General features: G+C 63.7%; 20 protein-coding genes. 15 read left to right on the plus strand and 5 right to left on the minus strand.

The genetic code is table 11. The features are described from left to right. Positions 1-8 precede the first annotated feature (8 nt). From FFS21_RS15295 to FFS21_RS15305, 3 genes are all read left to right on the plus strand, one after another. Complete coding sequence (locus FFS21_RS15295) at positions 9-575, plus strand: lipocalin family protein (protein ID WP_137925635.1); 567 nt, start codon at positions 9-11, stop codon at positions 573-575. 220 nt (positions 576-795) lie between these two features. After that, a complete protein-coding gene (ilvD, locus tag FFS21_RS15300) occupies positions 796-2655 on the plus strand; it encodes a dihydroxy-acid dehydratase (RefSeq protein ID WP_137925636.1) in 1860 nt (619 codons plus the stop codon). 140 nt (positions 2656-2795) lie between these two features. Next, positions 2796-3869 (plus strand): mechanosensitive ion channel family protein, encoded by a 1074-nt coding sequence (locus FFS21_RS15305; protein ID WP_137925637.1) that lies wholly within the window; start codon positions 2796-2798, stop codon positions 3867-3869. Here FFS21_RS15305 and FFS21_RS15310 read toward each other — a convergent pair. After that, positions 3852-5594, minus strand: coding sequence for an ABC transporter ATP-binding protein (locus tag FFS21_RS15310; protein ID WP_137925638.1), 1743 nt, complete (start codon positions 5592-5594; stop codon positions 3852-3854). The two genes, FFS21_RS15305 and FFS21_RS15310, sit on opposite strands and share 18 nt — an antisense overlap. Positions 5595-5761: 167 nt before the next feature. Here FFS21_RS15310 and FFS21_RS15315 point away from each other — a divergent pair, with 167 nt between their 5' ends. Both FFS21_RS15315 and FFS21_RS15320 read left to right on the plus strand, forming a co-directional pair. Continuing rightward, a complete protein-coding gene (locus tag FFS21_RS15315; RefSeq protein ID WP_137925639.1) occupies positions 5762-7168 on the plus strand; it encodes a selenium-binding protein SBP56-related protein in 1407 nt (468 codons plus the stop codon). A gap of 74 nt (positions 7169-7242) precedes the next feature. Next, positions 7243-7845 (plus strand): hypothetical protein, encoded by a 603-nt coding sequence (locus tag FFS21_RS15320; protein ID WP_249359426.1) that lies wholly within the window; start codon positions 7243-7245, stop codon positions 7843-7845. A 14-nt stretch (positions 7846-7859) separates the two neighbouring features. Here the strand turns inward: FFS21_RS15320 and FFS21_RS15325 are convergent, their stop codons facing one another. After that, on the minus strand, positions 7860-8795 hold the full coding sequence (locus FFS21_RS15325; RefSeq protein WP_137925641.1) for a LysR family transcriptional regulator: 936 nt from the start codon (positions 8793-8795) through the stop codon (positions 7860-7862). Positions 8796-8908: 113 nt separating this feature from the next. On the opposite strand from FFS21_RS15325, the gene FFS21_RS15330 reads away from it, so the two are divergent. From FFS21_RS15330 to FFS21_RS15350, 5 genes are all read left to right on the plus strand, one after another. Next, the gene (locus FFS21_RS15330) at positions 8909-9871 is read left to right on the plus strand and encodes a tripartite tricarboxylate transporter substrate binding protein (RefSeq protein WP_137925642.1); all 963 of its coding nucleotides are present in this window, start codon (positions 8909-8911) and stop codon (positions 9869-9871) included. Positions 9872-9903: 32 nt separating this feature from the next. Then, the gene (gene leuC, locus FFS21_RS15335; protein WP_137925643.1) at positions 9904-11322 is read left to right on the plus strand and encodes a 3-isopropylmalate dehydratase large subunit; all 1419 of its coding nucleotides are present in this window, start codon (positions 9904-9906) and stop codon (positions 11320-11322) included. Then, positions 11315-11959 (plus strand): 3-isopropylmalate dehydratase small subunit, encoded by a 645-nt coding sequence (gene leuD / locus FFS21_RS15340; protein WP_137925644.1) that lies wholly within the window; start codon positions 11315-11317, stop codon positions 11957-11959. The genes leuC and leuD overlap by 8 nt, the downstream gene beginning before the upstream one ends. Positions 11960-12137: 178 nt before the next feature. Beyond that, positions 12138-13397 carry a serine hydrolase domain-containing protein gene (locus tag FFS21_RS15345; protein ID WP_249359420.1) on the plus strand — a complete coding sequence of 420 codons (1260 nt, stop codon included), beginning with the start codon at positions 12138-12140 and terminating at the stop codon, positions 13395-13397. Positions 13398-13424: 27 nt separating this feature from the next. Continuing rightward, on the plus strand, positions 13425-14435 hold the full coding sequence (locus tag FFS21_RS15350) for a Bug family tripartite tricarboxylate transporter substrate binding protein (protein WP_137925645.1): 1011 nt from the start codon (positions 13425-13427) through the stop codon (positions 14433-14435). Between the two features lie 4 nt (positions 14436-14439). Here FFS21_RS15350 and FFS21_RS15355 read toward each other — a convergent pair whose 3' ends face one another. Both FFS21_RS15355 and FFS21_RS15360 read right to left on the minus strand, forming a co-directional pair. Continuing rightward, a complete protein-coding gene (locus FFS21_RS15355; protein WP_137925646.1) occupies positions 14440-15339 on the minus strand; it encodes a LysR family transcriptional regulator in 900 nt (299 codons plus the stop codon). 406 nt (positions 15340-15745) lie between these two features. Continuing rightward, complete coding sequence (locus FFS21_RS15360; RefSeq protein WP_137925647.1) at positions 15746-17086, minus strand: LLM class flavin-dependent oxidoreductase; 1341 nt, start codon at positions 17084-17086, stop codon at positions 15746-15748. Positions 17087-17355: 269 nt separating this feature from the next. Between FFS21_RS15360 and FFS21_RS15365 the strand changes: the two genes are divergently transcribed. Genes FFS21_RS15365 through FFS21_RS15385 form a run of 5 tightly spaced genes read left to right on the plus strand, consistent with a single transcriptional unit; the run spans position 17356 to position 22806 of the window. After that, the gene (locus FFS21_RS15365; protein ID WP_137925648.1) at positions 17356-18972 is read left to right on the plus strand and encodes an ABC transporter substrate-binding protein; all 1617 of its coding nucleotides are present in this window, start codon (positions 17356-17358) and stop codon (positions 18970-18972) included. Between the two features lie 4 nt (positions 18973-18976). Then, the gene (locus FFS21_RS15370) at positions 18977-19975 is read left to right on the plus strand and encodes an ABC transporter permease (RefSeq protein ID WP_249359422.1); all 999 of its coding nucleotides are present in this window, start codon (positions 18977-18979) and stop codon (positions 19973-19975) included. Continuing rightward, positions 19972-20850, plus strand: a complete 879-nt coding sequence (locus FFS21_RS15375) for an ABC transporter permease (protein WP_137925649.1) — start codon at positions 19972-19974, stop codon at positions 20848-20850. The genes FFS21_RS15370 and FFS21_RS15375 overlap by 4 nt, the downstream gene beginning before the upstream one ends. Before the next feature lie 4 nt (positions 20851-20854). Further along, positions 20855-21862, plus strand: coding sequence for an ABC transporter ATP-binding protein (locus FFS21_RS15380; RefSeq protein WP_137925650.1), 1008 nt, complete (start codon positions 20855-20857; stop codon positions 21860-21862). After that, a complete protein-coding gene (locus FFS21_RS15385) occupies positions 21859-22806 on the plus strand; it encodes an ABC transporter ATP-binding protein (RefSeq protein ID WP_137925651.1) in 948 nt (315 codons plus the stop codon). The genes FFS21_RS15380 and FFS21_RS15385 overlap by 4 nt, the downstream gene beginning before the upstream one ends. Before the next feature lie 213 nt (positions 22807-23019). Here FFS21_RS15385 and FFS21_RS15390 read toward each other — a convergent pair whose 3' ends face one another. Beyond that, positions 23020-23322, minus strand: a complete 303-nt coding sequence (locus tag FFS21_RS15390; protein ID WP_160472438.1) for an integrase core domain-containing protein — start codon at positions 23320-23322, stop codon at positions 23020-23022. Between the last annotated feature and the right edge of the window lie 88 nt (positions 23323-23410).

Raw genomic sequence — 23410 nt, forward strand, 5'->3', positions numbered from 1 at the left:
AGACCGCCGTGAAACGATCCGTCCTGCATCTCACTGCCGCCAGCGCCGTGCTGGTGGGTTGCGCGCTGCTCGTCCAGGCGTGCAGCACGTTCTCATCGGGCAAGCGCGGCAACATGGCAGTGCCCGAACCGGCCAGGCAAGTGGATCTCAAGCGCTACCTTGGCAAGTGGTACGAATACGCGCGCTATGAAAATGGCTTCGAGCGAGGCTGCGATGGCGTGACCGCCGAGTACGCCCTGCGCGAGGATGGCCTGGTCTCCGTGATCAATACCTGCGGCAACGGTGGCGACAAGGGCGGCGGCGCCCGCACCTCGGAAGGCCGCGCCAAGGTGGTGCCGGACAGCGGCAACGCCAAGCTCAAGGTGTCGTTCTTCGGTCCGTTCTATGTGGGCGACTACTGGGTGCTCGACCATGGGGACGACTACGAATGGTCGATCGTCGGCGAACCGTCCGGACGATACCTGTGGATTCTCACGCGGGACGCGCGTCCCGACGAATCGACAGGCCTGAAGTTGGTGGAACGCGCCCGATCACTGGGCTATGACACGGCGATGCTGAGGAAGACCGCGCATTGAGGGTGGGGCGAAGGGCGATTTCAGGCGGCAAACCGGGCATGGATGTATCCCATGCGCCACATCGACATGATGCGCCGTTCGTGCGTCATATGGGATAATCCTCGGCTTTGCCCCGGGCGCGACTCAAGAGGTTGTCTGCACGGACGAGCGATGGGCCCCAATCCCGCTGGCCCGCCTGATTTCACGCGATTTCCCCGCGAACCTTCATCAGCACCCACAAATGCCCGTATACCGTTCCAAAACCTCCACCGCCGGCCGCAACATGGCAGGGGCGCGCTCGCTGTGGCGCGCTACCGGCATGAAAGACGATGACTTCAACAAGCCGATCATCGCGGTGGTCAATTCGTTCACCCAGTTCGTTCCCGGCCACGTCCACCTGAAGGATCTGGGCCAGCTGGTCGCCCGCGAGATCGAAGCCGCTGGCGGCGTTGCCAAGGAATTCAACACCATCGCCGTGGATGACGGCATCGCCATGGGCCACGACGGCATGCTGTACTCGCTGCCGAGCCGCGACATCATCGCGGACTCCGTCGAGTACATGGTCAATGCCCACTGCGCCGACGCGATGGTCTGCATCTCGAACTGCGACAAGATCACCCCGGGCATGCTGATGGCCGCGATGCGCCTGAACATTCCCGTGATCTTCGTGTCGGGCGGCCCGATGGAAGCGGGCAAGACGCGCCTGGCCAACCCCGTTACCAAGCAGATCGAGTTCAAGAAGCTCGACCTCGTCGATGCGATGGTGATCGCCGCGGATTCGAACTACTCGGACGCCGACGTGGCCGAGGTAGAGCGCTCCGCCTGCCCCACCTGCGGTTCGTGCTCGGGCATGTTCACCGCCAACTCGATGAACTGCCTGACGGAAGCGCTGGGGCTCTCGCTGCCGGGCAACGGCACCGTGGTGGCCACGCACGCGGACCGCGAGCAACTGTTCAAGCGCGCCGGGCGCCGCATCGTGGAACTGGCCCGCATGTACTACGAGCAGGACGACGAACGCGTGCTGCCGCGCTCGGTGGGCTTCAAGGCGTTCGAAAACGCCATGACGCTGGACATCGCCATGGGCGGTTCCACCAACACCATCCTGCACTTGCTGGCGATTGCCATGGAAGCCGGCATCGAATTCACGATGACCGACATCGACCGCCTGTCGCGCGTGGTGCCGCAGCTTTGCAAGGTGGCCCCGAACACGAACAAGTACCACATCGAAGACGTGCACCGTGCGGGCGGCATCATGGCCATCCTCGGTGAACTCGATCGCGCCGGCAAGCTGCATACCGATGCCCCGACCGTGCATTCGGCCACGCTGGGCGACGCGCTGGACCAGTGGGACATCGTGCGCACCAAGGACGAAGCCGTGCGCAAGTTCTACATGGCCGGCCCCGCCGGTATCCCGACGCAGGTGGCATTCAGCCAGGACACGCGCTGGCCAAGCCTGGACCTGGATCGCGCCGAAGGCTGCATCCGCTCGTACGAACACGCGTTCTCGAAGGAAGGCGGACTGGCCGTGCTGTTCGGCAACATCGCCCTCGACGGTTGCGTGGTGAAGACCGCCGGCGTGGACGAGAGCATCCATGTGTTCGAAGGTTCGGCACACGTGACCGAATCGCAGGACGAAGCCGTCGAGAACATCCTCAACGACAAGGTCAAGGCCGGCGACATCGTGATCGTGCGTTATGAAGGTCCGAAGGGCGGCCCCGGCATGCAGGAAATGCTCTACCCGACCAGCTACATCAAGTCGAAGGGCCTGGGCAAGGAATGCGCGCTGCTGACCGATGGCCGCTTCTCGGGCGGCACCTCGGGCCTGTCGATCGGCCACTGCTCGCCGGAAGCTGCTGCCGGTGGCGCCATTGGCCTGGTGCGCGACGGTGACCGTATCCGCATCGACATCCCCAACCGATCGATCAACGTGCTGGTGTCCGACGAGGAACTGGCCCGCCGCCGCGAGGAACAGAACGCCCGTGGCTGGAAGCCGTCCAAGCCGCGTCCGCGCAAGGTATCGGGCGCGCTCAAGGCCTACGCCAAGCTCGTGATGTCGGCTGACAAGGGCGCCGTGCGCGACCTGTCTTTGCTGGACGATTGATTTGGCTGTGCCGCCGGTTTGCTCCCCTCTCCCATTGCATGGGAGAGGGGAGCAAACCACAGGGTCGATTCAATCGTTACTCCTGAACTTCCCCTCCTTCCTCCTGTCGTTATGGATTGCGACCTCACATTGCACATCCAATGAACGCTGAGCAGATCCTCTCCCATCCCTGGTTCAACACCTGGACGGCTGCCGTCATCGCTGTCATTGCAGCGCTCGTCGTGCATCGCATTGGTGGCCTGCTGTTGTTGCGCGTCACCCGCTCCACCCTGGTACTACGTGCCATCGTGATCAAGGTGCGTGCGCCGGCGCGGTTCGTGTTGCCGTTGCTGGCGCTACAAACCGTGTGGCAGGCGGCGCCCGATGACTTGCGTTGGATAGACAGCGTGCGGCATGTGAACGGCCTGCTGATGATCATCGTCATCACCTGGCTCGTGGTGCGGATCATCGGCGGGTTCGCGGAAGGCGTACTGGGCCGCAACCCCGTTGACGTGGCCGATAACATCGATGCGCGCCGCATCCACACGCAGACCCGCGTGCTATCGCGCATTGCGATGACGCTTGCGATCGTGATGGGTGCCTCGCTGCTGCTGATGACATTCCCGGGCGCGCGGCAGGTGGGTGCCAGCCTGCTCGCCTCCGCCGGTGTGGTCGGCCTGATTGCCGGCTTTGCCGCCAAGCCCGTGTTCAGCAACCTGATCGCCGGCTTGCAGTTGGCATTGACGCAGCCGATCCGTCTTGACGATGTGCTGATCGTCGAAGGCGAATGGGGGCGTGTGGAAGAAATCAGCGGCAGCTATGTGGTCCTGCGGATCTGGGACGAGCGGCGCATGATCATTCCGCTGCAGTACTTCATCGAGAAGCCTTTCCAGAACTGGACCCGCAGCAGCGCGCAGTTGACGGGCTCGGTCTTCTTCCACGTGGACTACGGCATGCCGCTGGCACCGTTGCGCGCGGAACTGGAACGCATCGTCCACGCCGCGCCGGAATGGGACCGGCGCTTCTTCAACCTCGTGGTCACCGATGCCAACGAGCGCACCATGCAGTTGCGCGTGCTGTGCACGGCGGCCTCATCGGGACTCGCCTGGGATCTGCGCTGCGTGGTGCGCGAAGGTCTGATTTCATTCATGCAGCGCGAGTATCCGCAGTATCTGCCACGCCTGCGCATCGAAGCCGATCCCACGCCACCCACCGACTCACCCGGCGCGCCGTGACAGCACCGCGTCGCGCGGTCCGGCATCGGTCACGCGGCCAGCCTCGACCACGACAATCGTATCGAAGCGCGACAGCAGGCTCGGGCGATGCACCGACGCCACGATGCATGCCGTGGGAAACGCCTCGAACATGCGCTCGAAAACACGTCCTTCCGATTGCGGATCGAGCGCACTGGTAGGCTCATCCAGCAACAACAGCGAACTGCCCTGCGCAGCCAGCGCACCGCGCGACAGTGCCAGCCGCTGCCGCTGTCCACCCGACAGATTCCCGCCGCGCTCGTTCAGTGCACTCGCCAGTCCATCGGGCATGCGTTCCAGCACCTCGTCGAATACGCCGGTATGGACTGCGGATTGCAGCGCGGCGGCATCGGCCGGTTCACCGAAGGTGAGGTTCTCCTCGACACTCGCTTCGAACACTTCGGCTTCCTGCGGAATCAGCGTGCCCAGCGTACGCAACGCCGCCCAATCAATCGGCGCACCATCGCAAAGCAGTTTGCCGTGTTGCGGACGATAGAGTCCGGCCAGCATGCGCAACAGCGTGCTCTTGCCGCCGCCACTCGGACCAATGAGTGCGATGCGCGCACCACGTTGCAGATTCAAGTCGATGCCATGCAATCCGCCGCGTGCGTCGTCTGCGTAGCGCAACGTGGCGGCGCGCAATTCCAGCGATTGCCACTGCGCATCTGCCACGATGGCTGGTGTCACTGCATCGGCATCGCCGGGTGCATCCCAGATCGGTTCCGCGCTGCCGTAGTCGGTATGCATGCGCGCGAAGCTCTGGAAGTTCGACGCCATGGCGCCCACCACCGTGGCTGCCTGCTGCGCGTACTGGTAGATCATGAAGATCGTGCCGAGCAGCACTGCCTGTCCCGGCTGGCGTGTCTGCAACACATAGACCACCACGAGAATCCACGTCAGCCCCATGCCGAGCAGGTCCACAGCAAACCACTTGCCCTCGTTGACCATCACCGCGCGGCGCAGAGGCACCATCACGGCATCCATGCGATGGCCCAGCAGCTTGCGCGATGCGGCCTGCAATCGCAGCCCCACGACCGTGCTCGCGTTGCCGACGAAATCGAGCAACGCCGCCGCATAGCGACGCTCGGCATCATTCTCCGCGCGCGCCAGTTGCATCAACGTGCGGTCGAAGCGCAGGATGATGATCGCCACCGCCACATAGCCCGTGATCGCGATCACGCCACTGGTACGCGACAGCAAGGCCAGCGCCACAATCGGTCCCACAAAGTTGAACGCACTCTGCAGATAGCCGAACTGGTTCTGCGCGAAATCCGACAGCGCACGGCTCGACTGCACCACACGATGCTGCAACTCGCCCGAATGGCGCCCATCGCGCCATGCCAGCGGCGCCATGGCAATGCGCGCATAGAGTTGATCCGATAGCCGCTCACGCACCCGTACGCCTACGTTGCGCTCCAGGATGCGCCCCGGACCATGCAACAGCCATGACAGCAGATAGATGCCGATGAGATACACGATCCAGCGCCCGGCCACGTCCATCTGGCCCTGCTGCAATGCATTGATGGCCTGCGCAGCGAGCCATGGCATGGTCAGGCGCAGCAACTGGGCTGCCGAGAGCAGGCCCGCTGCGCCCAGCAGATGGCGCCGTACGCCGTGGGCGTGGCGCCAGAGCGCGCGATACAGGTCGCGTGCCGCACTGCCGAGGCCAATGGCGGGCGGACGTGTGAGTGTGTCGGGTGCCGTCATGCGCAAGGTATCCAGGCTGGTGTGTACGCGTGATTCTATAGGCCCGAGTGCGCTGGTGTGATCGCCGTTGACCCTGTGCGCATCAACTCCTACTCTAGGTACGGTGTTCTTCCCGCTGCGCGTGAGTCCATACCCACGACGCGGTACAGGTATCGAGGAGACCTCATATGACGCTGCGACCCGACCCGACGTTTCACGCATCGCCAGAACTCGCGATGCGCGCACCGCCGGAAGAATATGCCTATACGGTGCTGCTCTCCCCCGATGGCTCGCAACCCGACGCGCTGGCCGTTGTCGATGTCAAACCCGGCTCGCCGCAATACGGCACCGTGGTACATACGGTGCCGATGACGCACAAGGGCGACGAGCTGCACCACTTCGGATGGAACGCCTGTTCGTCTGCGCTTTCGCCCCTCACGGGACACGCGTTCCTGGAGCGGCGCTTCCTGATCATTCCGGGCATGCGCTCGTCACGCCTGTATATCGTCGATACCAAGCCGCATCCCACGCAGGCCAGGATCCATCGCGTGATCGAACCCGACGAGGTATTCCAGAAGACCGGTTACTCGCGTCCCCACACCATCCATTGCGGCCCGGAGGGGATCTACGTCAGTTGCCTCGGTGGCGGTGGCGCCGACGGTACGGAAGGCGAGCCCGGCATCTTCATCATGGACTGCCAGACGTTCGACGTACTGGGCCGCTGGGAAATCGACCGCGGTCCGCAGGACAAGCACTACGACTTCTGGTGGAACCTGCCGCGCGACTACATGGTGTCGAGCGAATGGGCGCTGCCGCCGCAGTTCGAGAACGGTATCGTGCCCGAGGATCTGCTGGCCAACCGCTACGGCCACCGGCTGCATTTCTGGGATCTGCGCGGCCGGCGCAATGTGCAGACGCTCGACCTCGGACCACAGCATCAGATGGCGCTGGAAGTGCGGCCTGCGCACGATCCGATTCGCGAATACGGCTTTGTCGGTGTTGTGGTGGACACCACGAATCTCGAAGGATCGATCTGGACGTGGTGGCGCGAAGACGGCCAGTTCTTCGCCGAGAAAACCGTGACCATCTCGCCGGAACCTGCTGACAAGGACGATCTCCCGCCCCTGCTGCAAGGCTTTGGCGCGGTGCCGCCGCTCGTGACCGATATCGATCTCTCGCTCGACGATCGCTTTCTCTACGTGTCGTGCTGGGGCACCGGCGAAATGCGTCAATACGATGTCACCGATCCGCACAGCCCCAAGCTCGTGGGCTCCGTGCATCTCGGCGGTATCGTCCGGCGCACGCCGCATCCCAATGGCAAGCCGTTCGCAGGCGGCCCGCAGATGGTGGAGATCAGCCGCGATGGCAAGCGCGTCTACTGGACCAATTCGCTGTATTCCACATGGGATGACCAGTTCTATCCCGATGGCGTCCCCGGTGCGCAGGTCATGGCGAACGTCGGCCCCCATGGCGGACTCACGCTGCAGAAGGACTATTGGGTGGAATTCCCGGATGGCTACCGCGCCCACCAGATCCGGCTCGAAGGCGGCGACTGCTCGACCGATTCCTTCTGCTATCCGTCGATCCGGTCTTGAGTGACGCGTGGCAGTACGCGGGCCTGTGGGCGGCCGTGGTGTTCAGCGGCCTGTACCACGGACTGAATCCAGCGATGGGGTGGCCGCTGGCTGTGTCCAATGGATTGATGGCGCGCACGAGTGGACCATCGTCTCATGCCACATCGCGCGCCATGGCCGGTGCCATGGGCTACCTCGGTGCGGGCCATCTGCTCGCGGTGCTCGCGATGACGCTGCCGTTCGGCATGCTCGCGTCGCTGCTTGCATGGCAACGGCCCTTGCAGATTGTGGCGAGCCTGCTGCCCGTGGCCTTCGGCATCGTGCTGTTGCTGCGTCGCCGCCATGCACGCGTGCTGGCGCGTATCCGTCCCACGCAATTCGCGCTCTGGTCGTTCGCGATTGCCATTGCACACGGTGCGGGGTTGATGCTGATCCCGATCTATCTCGGGCTGTGCGATGCAAATGCGGATGCCGGGCATCAGGCCATGGCCGCACTGTCCACGCGCAATCTGGCGATGGCTGCGTGCGTTGCGTTGATCCATACCCTCGCGATGATGGCAGCCGGCGGTGCCATGGCATGGCTGACGTATCGGCATGTGGGCCTTCAACTCGTGGGACGTAGCTGGTTCAATCTCGATACCGTATGGGCCGCGAGCCTGATTCTCGTGGGCATGGTGTCGCTGTTGCTGCTGACCTGATCACGTAGCGCGCACTACCAGCGTCCGCTGCCACTCGTCTTGCCCGCACGCGTTTCCGCACGATGCGCGGCAAACCGTTCGAGCAGGAAGTCCACCAGCACACGCACCTTGTCAGAGCGATTGTTTCGCGCGCTGTAGACCAGATAGATATCGGCAGGCGCGAGTTGCCATTGCGGCAGCACCCGCACCAACGCGCCGCTGCGCAGATGTCCGGCCACGTCCCACTCCGATCGCACGATCACGCCCTGCCCTTCGAGCGCCCATGCCAGTGCCGACGCGCCATCGTTCGTACTCATCGTGCCGCGCACCTTGACGCTCTCCTGCTGCGTACCGCTGCGCAGATGCCACGTACCAAACGTCTCGTCGGCCTCGCGAATGAAGATGCAGTCGAAGCGCGAGAGGTCGCGCGGGCTGGCGGGCAACCCTGCGCGGGCGATGTATGACGGTGCGGCGCACAGCATGCGCGCATTGTTCGCCAGCAGCCGCGCCGTGAGTCGCACATCGGGTGGCTCACCAAAGTGCACGACCGCATCGAGGCCCAGTTCCGTGAGATTCATGGGGCGCTCGCTCAGATGCAACTGGATTTCGATCTTCGGATACAGCCGCGCGAAATCCAGCAATGCCGGGGCGATGTACTGGCGCCCGAAGCCCAGCGTTGCGCCGATCTTCAGCAACCCATGCGGCGTGGTGCTGCTGCCTGCCACGGTTCGCTCCAGCGACTCCAGTTCGGCAAGGATGCGCCCACCCTCCACCAGGTAGCCCTCGCCCTCCGGCGTCAGGCTGATGCGGCGCGTGGTCCGGTGCAACAGCCGCACCCCGAGCCGCGCTTCCAGCGCCTGCAGTCGCTTGCTCACCGCAGACGGCGTGACGCCCAGTTCCTGCGCTGCCGATGCCAGGCTGCCGTGGCGATTGATGCACAGAAAAAAGGCGATATCCGAGAAGCTGTCCATGGCGCGTCAATTGCTGAATCGTGGGAACTAAAGAAGTGATTGTGCCTAAATTATGTTCCACAAGGCAAATGATAGGATGCCTCGCATAACGATTCCTACAGACGGAGACCCCCATGAAACTCGCCAGCATCCTTGCGTTTGCAGCCTGCACCGCCGTGATCGGCACCGCTTCGGCCCAGTCATATCCTCAGAGGCCGGTCCGCCTGATCGTGCCCTACGCCCCCGGCGGCAGCGCCGATATCGCGGCCCGGCTGGTTTCGGATGCGTGGTCGAAGAGCCTGGGCGGCACCATCGTGGTCGAGAACCGCGCCGGCGCAGGCGGCAACATCGGGGTCGACGCAGTGGCGAAGTCGCCGGCCGACGGCTATACCATCGGCCTCCAGACTGTGTCGCTGGCGATCAATCCGGGTTTGTTCCCGCGCATGCCGTATGACACGCTGAAGGATCTCGCGCCCATCGGCATGGTGGCCAGTTCGCAGCACGTGCTGGTCATCAACAACAAGGTGCCGGCCAAGAACCTGCAGGAACTGGTGGCGCTGGCCAAGGCGAAACCTGACAAGCTGACTTACGGCTCCGCAGGCAACGGCAGCACCTTCCATATGTCAGCCGAACTGTTCAAGTCCGTAGCCAATGTCTCGATCGTCCACGTACCGTATCGTGGCGGCGGCCCTGCGTTGGTCGATACCATTGCCGGACAGGTGGACATGAGCTTTCCCGTGGTTTCCGCCGCGCAGCAGCACGTGCAGGGCGGCAAGCTGACCGCTCTCGCTGTGACTGGCAGCAAGCGCTCGCCGTCGATGCCTAACGTGCCGACCGCCGCCGAAGCCGGATTGCCCGACTATCAGTTCGAAACATGGTTCATGGTGTTCGCGCCCACCGGTACGCCCAAGGCCGTGATCGACAAGCTCAACGCCACATTGAACGCCACGCTCGCATCGCAGCCCGTCAAGGAGCGTATGGTGAAGGAAGGATTCGATCCCACGCCCACCACGCCGGAAGCTGCTCGCCAGCGGCTGGAGAAGGAAATGCCGATGTGGGCCAAACTGATCAAGCAACGCGGTATCGTTGCCGAGTAAGTCCAGACATAACACGCTAACCAGGTAGCAACATGCCTCCCCGCACCCTTTATCACAAGCTCGTCGACTCGCACACGGTGTCGCGCATCGATGACGACAACGTTCTGCTGTACTGCGACCTGCACCTGATGAACGAGTACACCAGTCCGCAGGCATTCGCCGGGCTGCACGAGCAAGGGCGCGAAGTGCTGATGCCGGGACAGAACGTCTCGGTGGTCAGCCACATCATCCCCACGCATCCCACAAAGATTCGCGTGATTGCGGACACCGCTTCGGCACTGCAGGCCACCAACCTGCGCGCGAACTGCGAGCGCCACGGCATTCCGCTGTTCGATACCAACGACACGCTGCAAGGCATCGAACACGTCATTGCACCCGAGCACGGCATGATCCGCCCGGGCATGGTGGTGATCTGTGGTGACAGCCACACCACCACCTATGGCGCACTTGGCGCGCTCGGCTTTGGTATCGGCACATCGGAAGTGGAGCACGTACTCGCCACGCAGACACTGGTCTATCGCATGGCAAAGACCATGCGTATCCGCGTGGATGGCAAGCTGCCGGTGGGCACCACGGCCAAGGACCTGATCCTCAAGATCATCGGCAAGATCGGCGCACAAGGCGCGCGCGGCTACGTGGTGGAGTATTGCGGTAGTGCGATCCAGGATCTCAGCGTCGAAGCGCGCTTCACGCTCTGCAACATGACCGTAGAAGCTGCCGCACGCGGCGCGCTGATCGCACCCGATGACGTGGCATTGGATTACGTGCTGCGTCGCGCGTCCGATATCGACGACACGCAGCGCACCGATGCCGTCGCCTACTGGAACACCCTGCGCAGCGATGCGGATGCGGCTTTCGATATGGAGTTCGCCTTCGATGCCGCCGATATCGAACCCTATGTCACATGGGGGACGAGCCCGGATCAGGTGCTGCCGGTATCGGGGCACATCCCGTTTCCCGAAGACCAGATGGATGACGCCGACCAGCGCTCCGTCGAGCGTGCGCTGTCCTATACCCATCTTTCACCGGGCGCGGCACTTGAGGGCACGGCAATCCAGCACGTCTTTATCGGGTCCTGCACCAATGGCCGGATCGAAGACCTGCGCGCGGTGGCCGATGTGGTGCGGGGCCGCAAGGTAGCCGATGGCGTACGCGCGATGGTCGTGCCCGGCTCCGGCGCCGTAAAGGCACAGGCCGAACGCGAAGGGCTTGCCGACATCCTGACCTCGGCGGGCTTCGAATGGCGCCAGCCGGGCTGCTCGATGTGCCTGGCGATGAACGACGATGTACTGGCCGATGGCGTGCGCTGCGCGTCCACCACGAACCGGAATTTCGAAGGGCGGCAGGGACGTGGTGCCATCACGCACCTGATGAGCCCGGCGATGGCGGCTGCCGCTGCCGTCACCGGCATGATCACCGACGTTCGCAAACTGGAGCCGCAGCATGTCTGAGCACACCCATATCATCGGCAAGGGCGCCGCGATCCGTTTCGAGAACCTCGACACCGACCAGATCATGCCGAAGCAGTTCCTGCGCGGCATCGACAAGGCCGGACTCGACAAGGGCGTGCTCTTCGATCAGCGTTTCGATACCCACGGCAACCTGCGCCCCGAGTTCGTACTGAACCGCCCGGAATACGCCGACACGCGCATCCTCGTCGGCGGCGCCAACTTCGGTTGCGGCTCCAGCCGCGAGCATGCGGTGTGGGGACTCCAGCAGTTCGGCATCCGCGCCGTGATCGCCCCGAGCTTCGGCGAGATCTTCTACTCGAACGCGATGAACAATCGCCTGTTGCTGGTGATGCTGCCGCGCGACGTGATCGAGGCACTGATGAACGCCGTGGACGCCGACAGCCACAATGCCATCGCCTTCGATCTGCAAACCATGCAGGTCACCACCCCGATCGGCACCTTCCCGTTTGAGCTTTCCGCGCGTCATCGCAGCATGTTCCTGCAAGGGCTCGACATGATCGGCTTGTCGCTGCGCCAGCGCGCGGACATCGAACGTTTTGCCCGGCAGTACTGGGAGGCGTATCCGTGGACGAAGAATGTGGCGCAGCGCACGCGGGAGCGGTTGGGCACGACGTAAGCCCCGCCCTGCTGCAGGGCCGTCGCATCTGTGACGGCCCGTCGTCCTTCCGGTGTCACTTTCCGCTCCGTTATCGCTGAATTCCATTCCGGAATATCAGATCCGCACGCGCTGCTCCACTATGTGCCCATGCGCCTGCCGCCCTGGCAGACGTCGCGGACAAGAACGTGGAGAGGTCATGACAGTACGGGGTATGGAGTGCGATGACGGCATCATGCAGGGCTTTCCCCCGCCCCTCGACAAACAGGTGGCGCGCGGCGGCGGACTGCGTCCGCCGTTCATGCGGTGGGCCCTGAGCCACACGCGCGAGGTAGCGCCGACCGTTGGCATGCGCCATGCTGCGCAACCAATGCCGCTGCCGGGCAATTCCGGCGAGCACCTCGACGATATCCCGCTGACAGTGGGCGGCGCGTCCATGCAACTCGACCAGTACCTGAAGGCCACGCACACCGATGGCTTTCTCGTCGCGCATTGCGGTCATATCGTCTATGAACGCTACTGCGGCGGCTTTCACGCGCACCAGCCGCATATCTGGGCATCGATGACCAAGTCGGTGACGGGCCTGCTTGCCGCGATGCTCGTCAGCGAAGGCCGCCTCGATCCGCAGGCGCCGCTGCATCGATACGTGCCCGAACTCGCGGGCAATCCCTTTGGCGATGCCACCGTCCAGCGCAATCTCGACATGGAAGTGGCCGTGGGCTATCCGGCGGCGCTGCCCCCGGATCTCGGGCTGTTCGCTGCGGTCGGCATCCTGCCGCGCAAGGACGATGCGCCCGACAACATTTACGACTTCCTGAAGGTGGCACACGCAACCGGCACGCACGACGACGCACCCGTCTGGTACTACCAGAACGGCTCCGCCGAAGCCGTTGCCTGGGCGCTGCGCCGCATCACGGGTCAGCGCTGGTCCCAACTCGTCACGGATCGCCTGTGGTCGAGATTCGCCGATGACGATGCCTATACGAGCGTGGATCGGCTCGGCACCGAGATGGCCAGCGGCGGTCTGAACTCCACGCTGCGCGACGCCGCACGCTTTGCCGAAACGGTGCGCCGTGCGATGCAGGGCGATGTATCGGGACCCGTTTCCCCTGACGTCGCCCGCATCCTGTTCCAGCCCGCCGACAACCACGCGCGATTCGCTCTCGGCAATCTGGTGTCCGGCCGCGACGGCTACGGCTATCGCCACTACTGGTTCCAGTGCAACGATGGCGACGGCAGCGTCGAGGCCAGCGGGCGGTTCGGCCAGCGCCTCTACATCAACCCGACGCAATCCCTCGTCGCGGTAAAGTTCTCGTCGAGTCCCGACGACGCGGCGCGCCCCACGCATGCCGCGGAAATTCAGCGCCGCGACGATCCGGCCCGCGTGCTGGAAACGTCCGCGGCATTGACGGCGGCAGTCACGGCCATCCATGAATCGGTCATTCGCCACAGGTCTTGAGCCGACCGCCAGGAAAACAAGGAGACGATGTTGGGCAACAGTTTCACCAAGCACGATGCAGCACAGGGCCGGCGCAAGTTCCTGATGCAGGCCGGCGGCGCCGTAGCCATGGCGCTCGCAGGTTCCGCATACGCCGAGAAATGGCCCAGCCGGCCGATCCGTTTCGTCACGGCGTCGGGCGCAGGCGACCCCGTGGATCTGCAATTGCGCGAGTATCAGAAATCGCTCTCGCCTGCGCTGGGCAATGTGCCGATGATCGTCGACAACAAGCCCGGTGCCGCCGGTCAGATCGCGGCACAATCCGTGCTGCTCTCTGCGCCAGACGGCTATGATCTGCTGCTGGCCAATGCCAATTTCACGATCACGCAAAGCTATTTCCGCAAGCTGCCCTATCGGCCCATGCATGACTTCGTGCCCGTTGCCATGACAGGCACTGCCCCGATTGGCCTGGCGATACCGGCCTCGAATCCGAGCCGCACATTGCGCGAGTGGGCAGCGTGGGCGCGCCGCCAGAACGGTACGCTGAACTATGCGTCACTCGGCAACGGCACGGTGCCGCATCTCTACGGCTTCCAGCTCACCAACGACCTCGGCTTCGAGGCCACGCATATCCCCTACAAGGGCGCAGGCGCGGCATTAATGGATATCCTGCGCGGCCAGATCTCATACATGATGCTGGACATCGTGAACCTGCGCCCGCTGCTCGCCAAGCAACAGGTGAGGATTCTCGCGGTCACCGGCACCGAGCGTTCCGCGCATCTGCCTGACGTACCGACGTTCAAGGAGCAGGGCTTTGCGGGTTACGAGCGCACGGGCTGGACGGGATTGATGGTGCGTCGCGGGACACCGCAGGACATCGTCCTGACGCTGAACCGTACAATGGACAAGACGAGTGCGACGGAGGAATGGCGCCGCAAGCGCGCCGAGGTGTGGTCGAGCTGGAAGCCGATGACGCCCGACGAGATTGCGCGGCAGATGCAGTCGGAGGCCGCCGCATGGGGCAACCTCGTCCAGCGCGTGGGTATCTACGGAGACTGAGCGTCTACGACTGATGGCGGCTCGATTGCTTGACCAGTATCTCGATCAGGCGATCCGCCAGCGGCGAATGGTAACTGCCAGCGCGCCGCAGGATACCCACGCTGCGCGGCCAGCGAATGTTGGGCACATCGAGCGCACGCAGCCCGCGCGTGGCTTGCGTCAGCGTGCGGCGGCCCACCACGGTCAGCAAGTCGGTCTTGCGAATCACCGCCATCAACCCTTCCGCCGACGAATTGGCTTCCAGGGCCACGTTCGGCGGCGGCAGCCCGGCTTCGGTGAAGCATGCATCCACCAGCTTGCGTGCAATGACATTGGCATTGGGCAACAACCACGGGTAGCCGCCAAGATCCGCCAGGCGCAACGATCGCTTGTTGTGCAGCGGATGATGTTCGCGCCCGACGACCACCAGGTCGTTGTCGAACAGCGGCGTCTGCTCGATGTCCGCATCCGGCTTGCGCGACAACGTGGCGATGCAGAGATCGATCTCTCCGCGATGCAACGCCGCCAACAGCGGATCATGCAAGCCGATGGTGATCTGCACGCGTGCGGCCGGGCGCTGCCTGATCAGTTCGGCAAACGCATCCGAGAACACCGAGCCCGTCAGCGATGAAGGCACACCTACCCGCACCACGCCCAACTTGCCGAGATGCAAGTCGTGCGCTTCACGTATGGCGTCGTGCAGCGAACTGCGCACAGCCAGAATGCGTTCGAGAAAGACTTCGCCGGAGGTGGTCAGGTCCATGCCACGCGAAGACCGCACAAATAGCTGGATGCCCAGTTCCTGCTCCAGCCGCTGAATCCCCTTGGTCAACGCGGGCTGGCTTTGGCCCATGTCCTCGGCAGCGCGCGCGATCTGGCCCGCCTGCGCCACCGCCGCAAAATAGTTCAAATCTTCCAGCCGCATGCTATTCCGTACTGTTATCGGAGATCCGGTTCCGATAATGACGGCGTAGTCACGACAACGTCAAGAATTGCGCGCTAGTGAATACCCTTGCAGGCCTCGGTGTGTACTCCCCTCTCCCGCCCAGTGGGAGAGGGGCTGGGGGAGAGGGCCGGAGGTTCTGCTTGCCGACTGATCGCAATTTGAACTGCTTGCCCTCTCCCCCGCCCCTCTCCCGCACTGCGGGAGAGGGGAGAAAACCAACAGTGTTCGAGATGCCCGTGGTTAACTCCCCTCTCCCGCGCAGTGGCAGAGGGGCTGGGGGAGAGGGCCGGAGGTTCTGCTTGCCGACTGATCGCAATTTGAACTGCTGGCCCTCACCCCCGCCCCTCTCCCGCACTGCGGGAGAGGGGCGCAAACCATGGGCACCTTACGCTGCGGCCTGCTGTCGCACTCTTCCTGCCGGTCTCACCAGCCCCATATGCTCGCGCAGCGTATGTCCCGTGTACTCGGTGCGGAACAGGCCGCGCCGTTGCAGGATCGGCACCACGCCATAGACGAAGTCGTGCAGCCCATCGGGCAACGCATCGGGCATCAGGTTGAAGCCATCTGCCGCACCGTTGCGGAACCAGTGTTCGATATCGTCGGCGATCTGCTCCGGTGTGCCGACGATGACGCGATGCCCGCCGCCGCCCGCCAGTTCACGAATCAGCGTGCGCACTGTGGCGTTCTGACGCCGCGCGAAAGCCATGGTGGCCGCGAAGAACGTGTGATTGCCATTCGCAGGCAGCACCAGATCGTCGGGCAATGGGGCGTCGAGTGACAGACGATCCACGGGGATACCAAGCGTGCCGGCCAGTCGATTCAGGCTGTAGTCCCATGGAATCAGGTCTACGAGTGCGTCGCGGCGCTGACGGGCCTGCGCTTCGGTTGCACCGACGATGGTCGTCAGTCCGGGCAGGATCTTGACGGCATCGCGTCCGCGACCCAGTGCCTCGGCACGCTGATTGATATCGCGCCGATAAGCCGCCGATTCCTCGACAGTCTGCGCCGCAGAGAACACCGCTTCGGCATGGCGCGCGGCGAGGTCGCGCCCATCGGACGACCCGCCAGCCTGGAACAGCACCGGATGGCCTTGCGGGGTACGCGGCAAGTTCAGCGGGCCCTGCACATCGAAGAACTCGCCGTGATGCGCAATGGGCTGCAGCTTTTCGGTATGCACAAAGCGTCCCGCCGCACGATCGCCGACAAAGGCATCGTCCTCCCAGCTATCCCAGAGCGACTTGACGATGTGCGTGAACTCGTCCGCGCGCGCATAACGTCGCGCGTGCTCGGCAGGTCCGGTCTGGCCGAAGTTGCGCGCGGAACCTGCATCGGCCGTGGTCACCACGTTCCATCCGGCGCGACCGCCGCTGACGTGATCGAGCGTGGCAAACCGGCGCGCGATGTTGTAAGGCTCGTTGTAGCTGGTGGATGCGGTGGCCACGAGGCCGATATGCGTCGTAGCCGCTGCCACGCAAGCGAGCAGCACCGTGGGCTCCAGCGCCGTGATGGGCCGGAAGTTGATCTGATCGGCAATCGATGCGTTATCCGCCAGAAAGATCGCGTCGAACTTGCCGGCTTCGGCTACCTGCGCCAGACGAACGTAGTGCTGCGCATCGACAAACGCGCGCGGATCGCTGCCGGTCAGGCGCCACGCCGACGGGACAAAGCCCGAATGCAGCGCGTTGAGATTCAGATGAAGCTGGCGGGGTGGCGCGGAGATAGACATAGCGAGGGTGGGACATAGGGGAGCGTCACAGCATAGGCACCGCCATGCCGCATGGGAACGAACGAAACCCGATATCGATATGCCGCATATCGAAACGCCACTTTGTTCGTTCCGTTCCCACCGGGCATGGCGTACGGTTTTCAGGTCACACTTACCACACGAAACGCGATAGCAAAGAGGAAATCCTTCGTTCACGCCGTAGCGGACAGTTTCTACACTCAGTGCCTGCGCTTTGCTGACCCCTCCGAGAAACTTCTGCCCCGCTTGCCATGAACCGTCGCGATTTCCTTGCTGCTTCCTCGCTCCTTTTCCTCGGCGTACCGTTCTCTGCTGACGTACTCGCGAACGCCGCCGCTGCACAGGGTGCGCCCATACGTGGCGGCGTGCTCAACGTGGCGGTGTCACCCGAACCCACGCTGCTGACATCGGCATTCATCACGACGATGAACATCGGCCAGGTGTCGAGCAAGGTGCTCGAAGGGCTCGTGGCCTACGACCTGAATCTGCGGCCCGTGCCCGCATTGGCGACCTCGTGGACTACGTCGGCGGATGGCCTGACCACCACCTTCCAGCTTCGCAAGAATGTGAAATGGCATGACGGCAAGGACTTTACTGCCGCCGACGTCAAGTACACACTGCTCGAAGTCTGGAAGACACTGCATCCGTTTGGCCGTGCGGCATTCGCCAACGTCACGGCCGTCGATACACCCGACCCGCATACGGTGATCATCCGCCTGTCGTCGCCCGCACCGTACCTGCTCAACTACATCAACACGTATGGCGCGCAGATCCTGCCGCGCCACCTGTACGAGGGCAAGGATGTGCTGAGCAACCCGCTGAACAATGCGCCCATCGGCACGGGTCCGTTCGTGTTCAAGGAATGGGTCAAGGGCAGCCACGTTCGGCTGGAACGCAACCCGAACTACTGGCAGAAGGACCAGCCTTATCTCGATGGCGTGGTCTTCCGCTTTATTCCCGATGCCGCCGCGCGCACCGTGGCGCTGGAGGCCGGCGAAATCGACGTGGCACTGGGCTCCAGCATTCCGCTGTCGAACCTCGGACGCTTCCAGGACAAGCAGCGTTACCGCATCAATACCGACGATGGCCGCTATCTCGCCACGATCTTCCTGACGCAGTTCAACGTGCGCAAGCCGTACTTCGCGGATCGGCGCGTGCGTCAGGCACTGGCCTATGCCATCGACCGCAACGCACTGCTCAAGGTTGTGTTCCTCGGCTATGGCAAACCCGCCACGGGTCCGGTGCCATCGTCGGTGGTCAACTACTACTCGCCCGATACGCAGCAGTATCCGTACGACATCAAGAAGGCGGCGGCGCTGCTCGATCAGGCTGGCTTCAAGCCGGGCAAGGATGGCAAGCGCCTGCGCATCACGCTCGACTACGATGGCGGCGGCGGCGTGACCGCGAGCCGCCCCGCCGAGTTCATCAAGCAATCACTGGCGCGCGTGGGTGTGGATGTGGAATTGCGTGCGGGTGATACCGCCACCTATCTGCGCCGTGTCTTCACCGATCAGGACTATGACCTGATGATCTCCAGCCTGCACCGCCTGCCCGATCCCACGCTGGGTGTGCAGCGTCTGTTCTGGACGAAGAACATCATCAAGGGTGCGCCGTGGACCAATGGTTCGGGCTATTCGAATCCGGAACTGGACCGCATCATGGAAGCCGCTGGCCGCGAAGCCAACGAGAGCAAACGCAAGGCACTGATCACGCAGTGGCAGAAGATCGTGCAGGACGATGTGCCGGTGCTCGATCTCGTGGAGCAGACCTGGGTCACCGTGTCCACCGCACGCTTCCGCAAGGCCACTGCGCAGGGCGACGGATTGTTCGCATCGTACGCCGATGCGTGGCTGACACCGAAGGCTTGACGCCGTGCGCCACCCCGCCCTCGCTTTCCTGCGCCAGCGGTTGTTGCAGGTGATCCCCGTGGTACTCGGTATCGCACTGATGAACTTCGTCATCCTTCAACTGGCGCCCGGCGATGTCGTCGATGTACTGGCCGGCGAGGCTGGTGCGGCCAGTCCGGAGACCATGGCACAACTGCGCGCCAGCTTCGGACTCGATCAGCCGGTCTGGCTGCAACTGGTGCGCTATCTCGGTCAGCTTGCCACGCTCGATCTCGGCTTCTCGTATCGCCAGAACATGCCGGTGCTCGATCTCATCCTGAGCCGGCTTCCCGCCACGCTGTTGCTGATGGCACTGGCGATGGGCATCGCGCTCGTGCTGGGCGTAGCGCTTGGCGTGCTCTCCGCCGTGCGTGTGCATCTTTGGCCAGATCGGCTGGTCTCGCTCGTCACGCTGGTGGCGTATGCCGTCCCCACGTTCTGGCTCGGACTGATGGCAATCGTGCTGCTTTCCGCGCGGCTGGGCTGGCTGCCGTCTGGCGGCATGGTGGATATCAGCGCGGGGCATACGGGACTGGCCTTGGCGGCCGACGTGGCGCGTCACGCGGTGCTGCCCGCCTGCACGCTCGCCACGTTCTACCTCGCTGTGTACACCCGGCTCGTTCGCACCGCGATGCTCGAACTCGATGGCGCCGATTTCATTCGTACGGCGCGCGCCAAGGGCGCAGGCGAAGTGCGCGTGACGGTGGTGCATGCGCTGCGCAATGCGCTATTGCCGCTTGTCACCATGGCGGGTTATCAACTTGCATCGCTGCTCAGCGGCGCCGTGCTCGTCGAATCCGTGTTCAGTTGGCCGGGGCTGGGTCGCCTCGCTTTTGAATCGGTACTCGCGCGTGACTTCAATCTGTTGCTCGGCATCCTGCTGCTGAGTTCGCTGCTGGTGACCGTAGTGAATATCTTCGTGGATCTGCTCTATGCGGCCATCGATCCGCGCGTCTCGGTAACAGTGAAAGGCGCAACGACATGAGTACGCTGATCTCTCGCCTGCCCGTTGCCACAACACCGCTCGCGTTGTGGCGCTTCGCACGTATGTACCCTGCCGCTGCGCTGGGTCTTGTTTTGATGCTGGCGGTGGTACTGGTGGCGCTCGTCGGCCCGCTACTTTTCCCCGGCGACCCCTGGGACATGGCTGGGCCGCCGATGCTGTGGCCGGGCGATGATCCCGGCTATCCGCTCGGCACCGATTTCATGGGACGCGATCTCGCGACAGGTCTCGCAGCGGGCGCGCGCGTGTCGTTGCTGATCGGTCTCGTCAGCACTGCGCTGGCCGCCACGCTCGGCATTACCGTGGGTGCCATCGGCGGATATTTCGGTGGACGTGTCGATGCGGCGCTGATGCGTGTCACAGAAGTCTTCCAGACCGTACCGAAGTTCGTACTGGCCGTGGTGCTGGTTGCCATCTTCAAGCCATCGGTCACGACCGTAGTCGTGGCAATTGGCGTGGTGTCATGGCCCGCCACGGCAAGACTCGTACGCGCGGAGTTTCTCTCGCTGCGCTCGCGCGAGTTCGTGCTGGCTGCGCGCACCGTAGGCATGAGCCACGCGCGCATCATCCTCACGCAGATCCTGCCGAACGCCTTGCCGCCGGTGATCGCCATGGCGACGCTGACTGTTGCCACTGCGATCCAGACCGAAGCGTCGTTAGCTTTCCTGGGCCTGGGCGACCCCAATGTCATGAGCTGGGGCACCATCATCGGCGGTGGCCGCGAACAGGTGGCCGACGCGTGGTACATCTGCGGCCTGCCGGGTCTTGCCATCGTGATCACGGTGCTCGCCTTCAACCTGATTGGCGACGGCATCAACGACGCCCTGAATCCGCATCTGCGCCAGCGACGGCACTGACACCATGGCACTCCTCGATATCCGCGCGTTGCGCACTGGCTTCACGACGGCCACCGGTCACGTTACGGCACTGCACGATGTGTCGCTTTCCATCGATCGCGGCGAAACGCTGGCACTCGTTGGCGAAAGCGGCTCGGGCAAATCCGTCACCGCATGTTCGATCCTGCGCCTGCTGCCGCGCCGTGTGGCGCGAGTGACTGGCGGACAGATCCTGTTCAACGGCGCCGATCTGCTTGCGCTCGACGACCGCGCGATGCAGGGCATACGCGGCAATCGCATCGCCATGATCTTTCAGGAGCCGATGTCTGCGCTCAATCCCGTGATGCGCATCGGTAACCAGATCATCGAAGCCGTGCGCCTCCATCGCCGCGTGACGCACGCCGAAGCGCATGCGCGTGCGCTGGCGTTGCTGGAACAGGTACGTATGCCGTCGCCGCGAGAGCGCGCCAATGATTTTCCGCATCAGCTATCGGGCGGCATGCGGCAGCGCGCCATGATTGCGATCGCGCTGGCCTGCGAACCGGACCTGCTGATCGCCGATGAGCCCACCACGGCGCTCGATGTCACCACGCAGGCGCAGATCCTCGCATTGCTCAAACGGCTTCAGGCGGAGACTGGCATGGCGATGTTGCTGATCACGCACGATCTGGGCGTGGTCGCGGAGACCGCCGACCGTGCAGCGGTCATGTATGCGGGACGCGTGGTCGAAGAGGGGCCGGTTGATGCATTGCTCACACGTCCGGCACATCCCTACACGGCGGGCCTGCTCGCCTCGCTCGCCATCGAAACATTGCCACCGGGCAGTCGCCTTCCCGAAATTCCGGGCACTGTGCCGCCACTATCGACCATGCCAGCGGGCTGCGCATTTGCCCCGCGCTGCACTCACGCAGTATCGCGTTGCAGGATCGATGTGCCCGTGCTGGAACCCGCCGGTTCAGGCGAGGTGGCCTGCCACGCGCGGCTGCGCTTGCCTTCGCCAACCGTTATCGAGATCGAGGAGGTAGCGGCATGACCGAACCGTTGCTGGCGCTTCGCCATGTCTCGCGCCACTATCGCACGCAAGGCGGTACGGTACGCGCACTCGACGATGTGACGCTCGACGTGGCGCACGGGCAGACGCTCGGCCTTGTTGGCGAGAGCGGTTGCGGTAAATCGACCGTTGCGCGCGTGGCGATGCGCCTTACCGATGTCGATGCAGGCGAGATACGTCTGGATGGCGAAGACATCACCACACGACAGGGCCGCGCGCTCGACGATATTCGTCCGCGCGTACAGATGGTGTTTCAGGACCCGGCTGCATCGTTGAATCCGCGTGCGACCATCGGCAAGACGCTGGAAGCGCCGCTGATCGTTCATCGACGTGGCAGTGCTGCGGCACGCCGTGAACGCGTGGCCGCCATGCTCGACAAGGTGGGATTGCACCGCGACATGGCGTACCGGCTACCGCACGAACTCTCCGGAGGCCAGCGCCAACGCGTAGCCATCGCGCGTGCGCTGATGCTCGACCCCGAACTGATCGTCTGCGACGAAGCCGTGTCTGCACTCGATGTCTCCGTGCGTGCGCAAGTTCTGAACCTGCTGCTCGACCTGCGCGAGACACTCGGCATCGCCTACCTGTTCATCTCGCACGATCTGGCGGTGGTGCGGCATATGTCCGACCACATCGCCGTGATGTATCTCGGCCAGGTGGTCGAACAGGGGCCACGCGATGCGGTGTGGCATTCGCCGCGCCATCCGTACACACGCGCGCTGATGGCGTCTGCGCCTTCGGCCCGCCCCGGTGCGCGTCGGCTGCAGCAGGCGTCCATCGCGGGCGAACTGCCCAGCCCACTCTCACCGCCTTCAGGCTGCCGCTTTCATACGCGATGCCCGCACGCCACCGCGCAGTGCCGTGAATTGGCACCGGTCTTCACCGAGCGCGGTGTTGATCATTGGGTGGCGTGTCATCTGGCTTGATCGCTGAGTCGCTGGCCGGTGTTGCTCCCCTCTCCCGCGAGCGGGGGAGGGGAGAAAACCAACAGTGTTCGAGATGCTCGTGGTTGGCTCCCCTCTCCCGCGCAGTGGGAGAGGGGTTGGGGGAGAGGGCCGGAGATTCTGCTTGCTGAACATGTCGCAAATTGCACGGCTTACCCTCTCCCCTGTAGTGGTCAAGTAATCTTGGACACTTTTTCAGGCAGACCTACTCTTTAAAGCCTCGTACTCGGCCGGCGGCATGTCTTGCGTCGCCGAGTGAAGCCTGCGATGGTTATAGAAGAACAACGCGTAGTCCGTGATGTCCGCCTTCGCCTCCGCGTGATTGCGGTAGGCACGGTCCCTGATGCGCTCGCCCTTGAGTGCACAGAAGAATCGCTCCACCACCGCGTTGTCCCAACAGTTGCCCGCCCGGCTCATGCTTGGCGTAATGCCTTCTTTCTGCAGTTTGGCCTGGAACGACAGGCTTGAGTACTGGGCGGATTCAACCGGTCGTCGCAACACCTTTCACCAAGGAGGTGTTTATGGGACGACCAGCGGGATGGATGCAGAAGCTGACAGGCCGAGGAGTGATGCGGTCGCCAGGTGC

Origin of the sequence: Cupriavidus sp. 2SB (assembly GCF_005503625.1) — a bacterium.
GTDB lineage: Bacteria > Pseudomonadota > Gammaproteobacteria > Burkholderiales > Burkholderiaceae > Cupriavidus.

What these genes read in the sequence shown, in the direction of transcription:
- ilvD (WP_137925636.1), top strand. Translation starts at nt 796, where the DNA reads ATGCCCGTATACCGTTCCAAAACCTCCACCGCCGGCCGCAACATGGCA.
- FFS21_RS15305 (WP_137925637.1), top strand. Translation starts at nt 2,796, where the DNA reads ATGAACGCTGAGCAGATCCTCTCCCATCCCTGGTTCAACACCTGGACG.
- FFS21_RS15310 (WP_137925638.1), bottom strand. Translation starts at nt 5,594, where the DNA reads ATGACGGCACCCGACACACTCACACGTCCGCCCGCCATTGGCCTCGGC.
- FFS21_RS15315 (WP_137925639.1), top strand. Translation starts at nt 5,762, where the DNA reads ATGACGCTGCGACCCGACCCGACGTTTCACGCATCGCCAGAACTCGCG.
- FFS21_RS15320 (WP_249359426.1), top strand. Translation starts at nt 7,243, where the DNA reads ATGGGGTGGCCGCTGGCTGTGTCCAATGGATTGATGGCGCGCACGAGT.
- FFS21_RS15325 (WP_137925641.1), bottom strand. Translation starts at nt 8,795, where the DNA reads ATGGACAGCTTCTCGGATATCGCCTTTTTTCTGTGCATCAATCGCCAC.
- FFS21_RS15330 (WP_137925642.1), top strand. Translation starts at nt 8,909, where the DNA reads ATGAAACTCGCCAGCATCCTTGCGTTTGCAGCCTGCACCGCCGTGATC.
- leuC (WP_137925643.1), top strand. Translation starts at nt 9,904, where the DNA reads ATGCCTCCCCGCACCCTTTATCACAAGCTCGTCGACTCGCACACGGTG.
- leuD (WP_137925644.1), top strand. Translation starts at nt 11,315, where the DNA reads ATGTCTGAGCACACCCATATCATCGGCAAGGGCGCCGCGATCCGTTTC.
- FFS21_RS15345 (WP_249359420.1), top strand. Translation starts at nt 12,138, where the DNA reads ATGACAGTACGGGGTATGGAGTGCGATGACGGCATCATGCAGGGCTTT.
- FFS21_RS15350 (WP_137925645.1), top strand. Translation starts at nt 13,425, where the DNA reads ATGTTGGGCAACAGTTTCACCAAGCACGATGCAGCACAGGGCCGGCGC.
- FFS21_RS15355 (WP_137925646.1), bottom strand. Translation starts at nt 15,339, where the DNA reads ATGCGGCTGGAAGATTTGAACTATTTTGCGGCGGTGGCGCAGGCGGGC.
- FFS21_RS15360 (WP_137925647.1), bottom strand. Translation starts at nt 17,086, where the DNA reads ATGTCTATCTCCGCGCCACCCCGCCAGCTTCATCTGAATCTCAACGCG.
- FFS21_RS15365 (WP_137925648.1), top strand. Translation starts at nt 17,356, where the DNA reads ATGAACCGTCGCGATTTCCTTGCTGCTTCCTCGCTCCTTTTCCTCGGC.
- FFS21_RS15375 (WP_137925649.1), top strand. Translation starts at nt 19,972, where the DNA reads ATGAGTACGCTGATCTCTCGCCTGCCCGTTGCCACAACACCGCTCGCG.
- FFS21_RS15380 (WP_137925650.1), top strand. Translation starts at nt 20,855, where the DNA reads ATGGCACTCCTCGATATCCGCGCGTTGCGCACTGGCTTCACGACGGCC.
- FFS21_RS15385 (WP_137925651.1), top strand. Translation starts at nt 21,859, where the DNA reads ATGACCGAACCGTTGCTGGCGCTTCGCCATGTCTCGCGCCACTATCGC.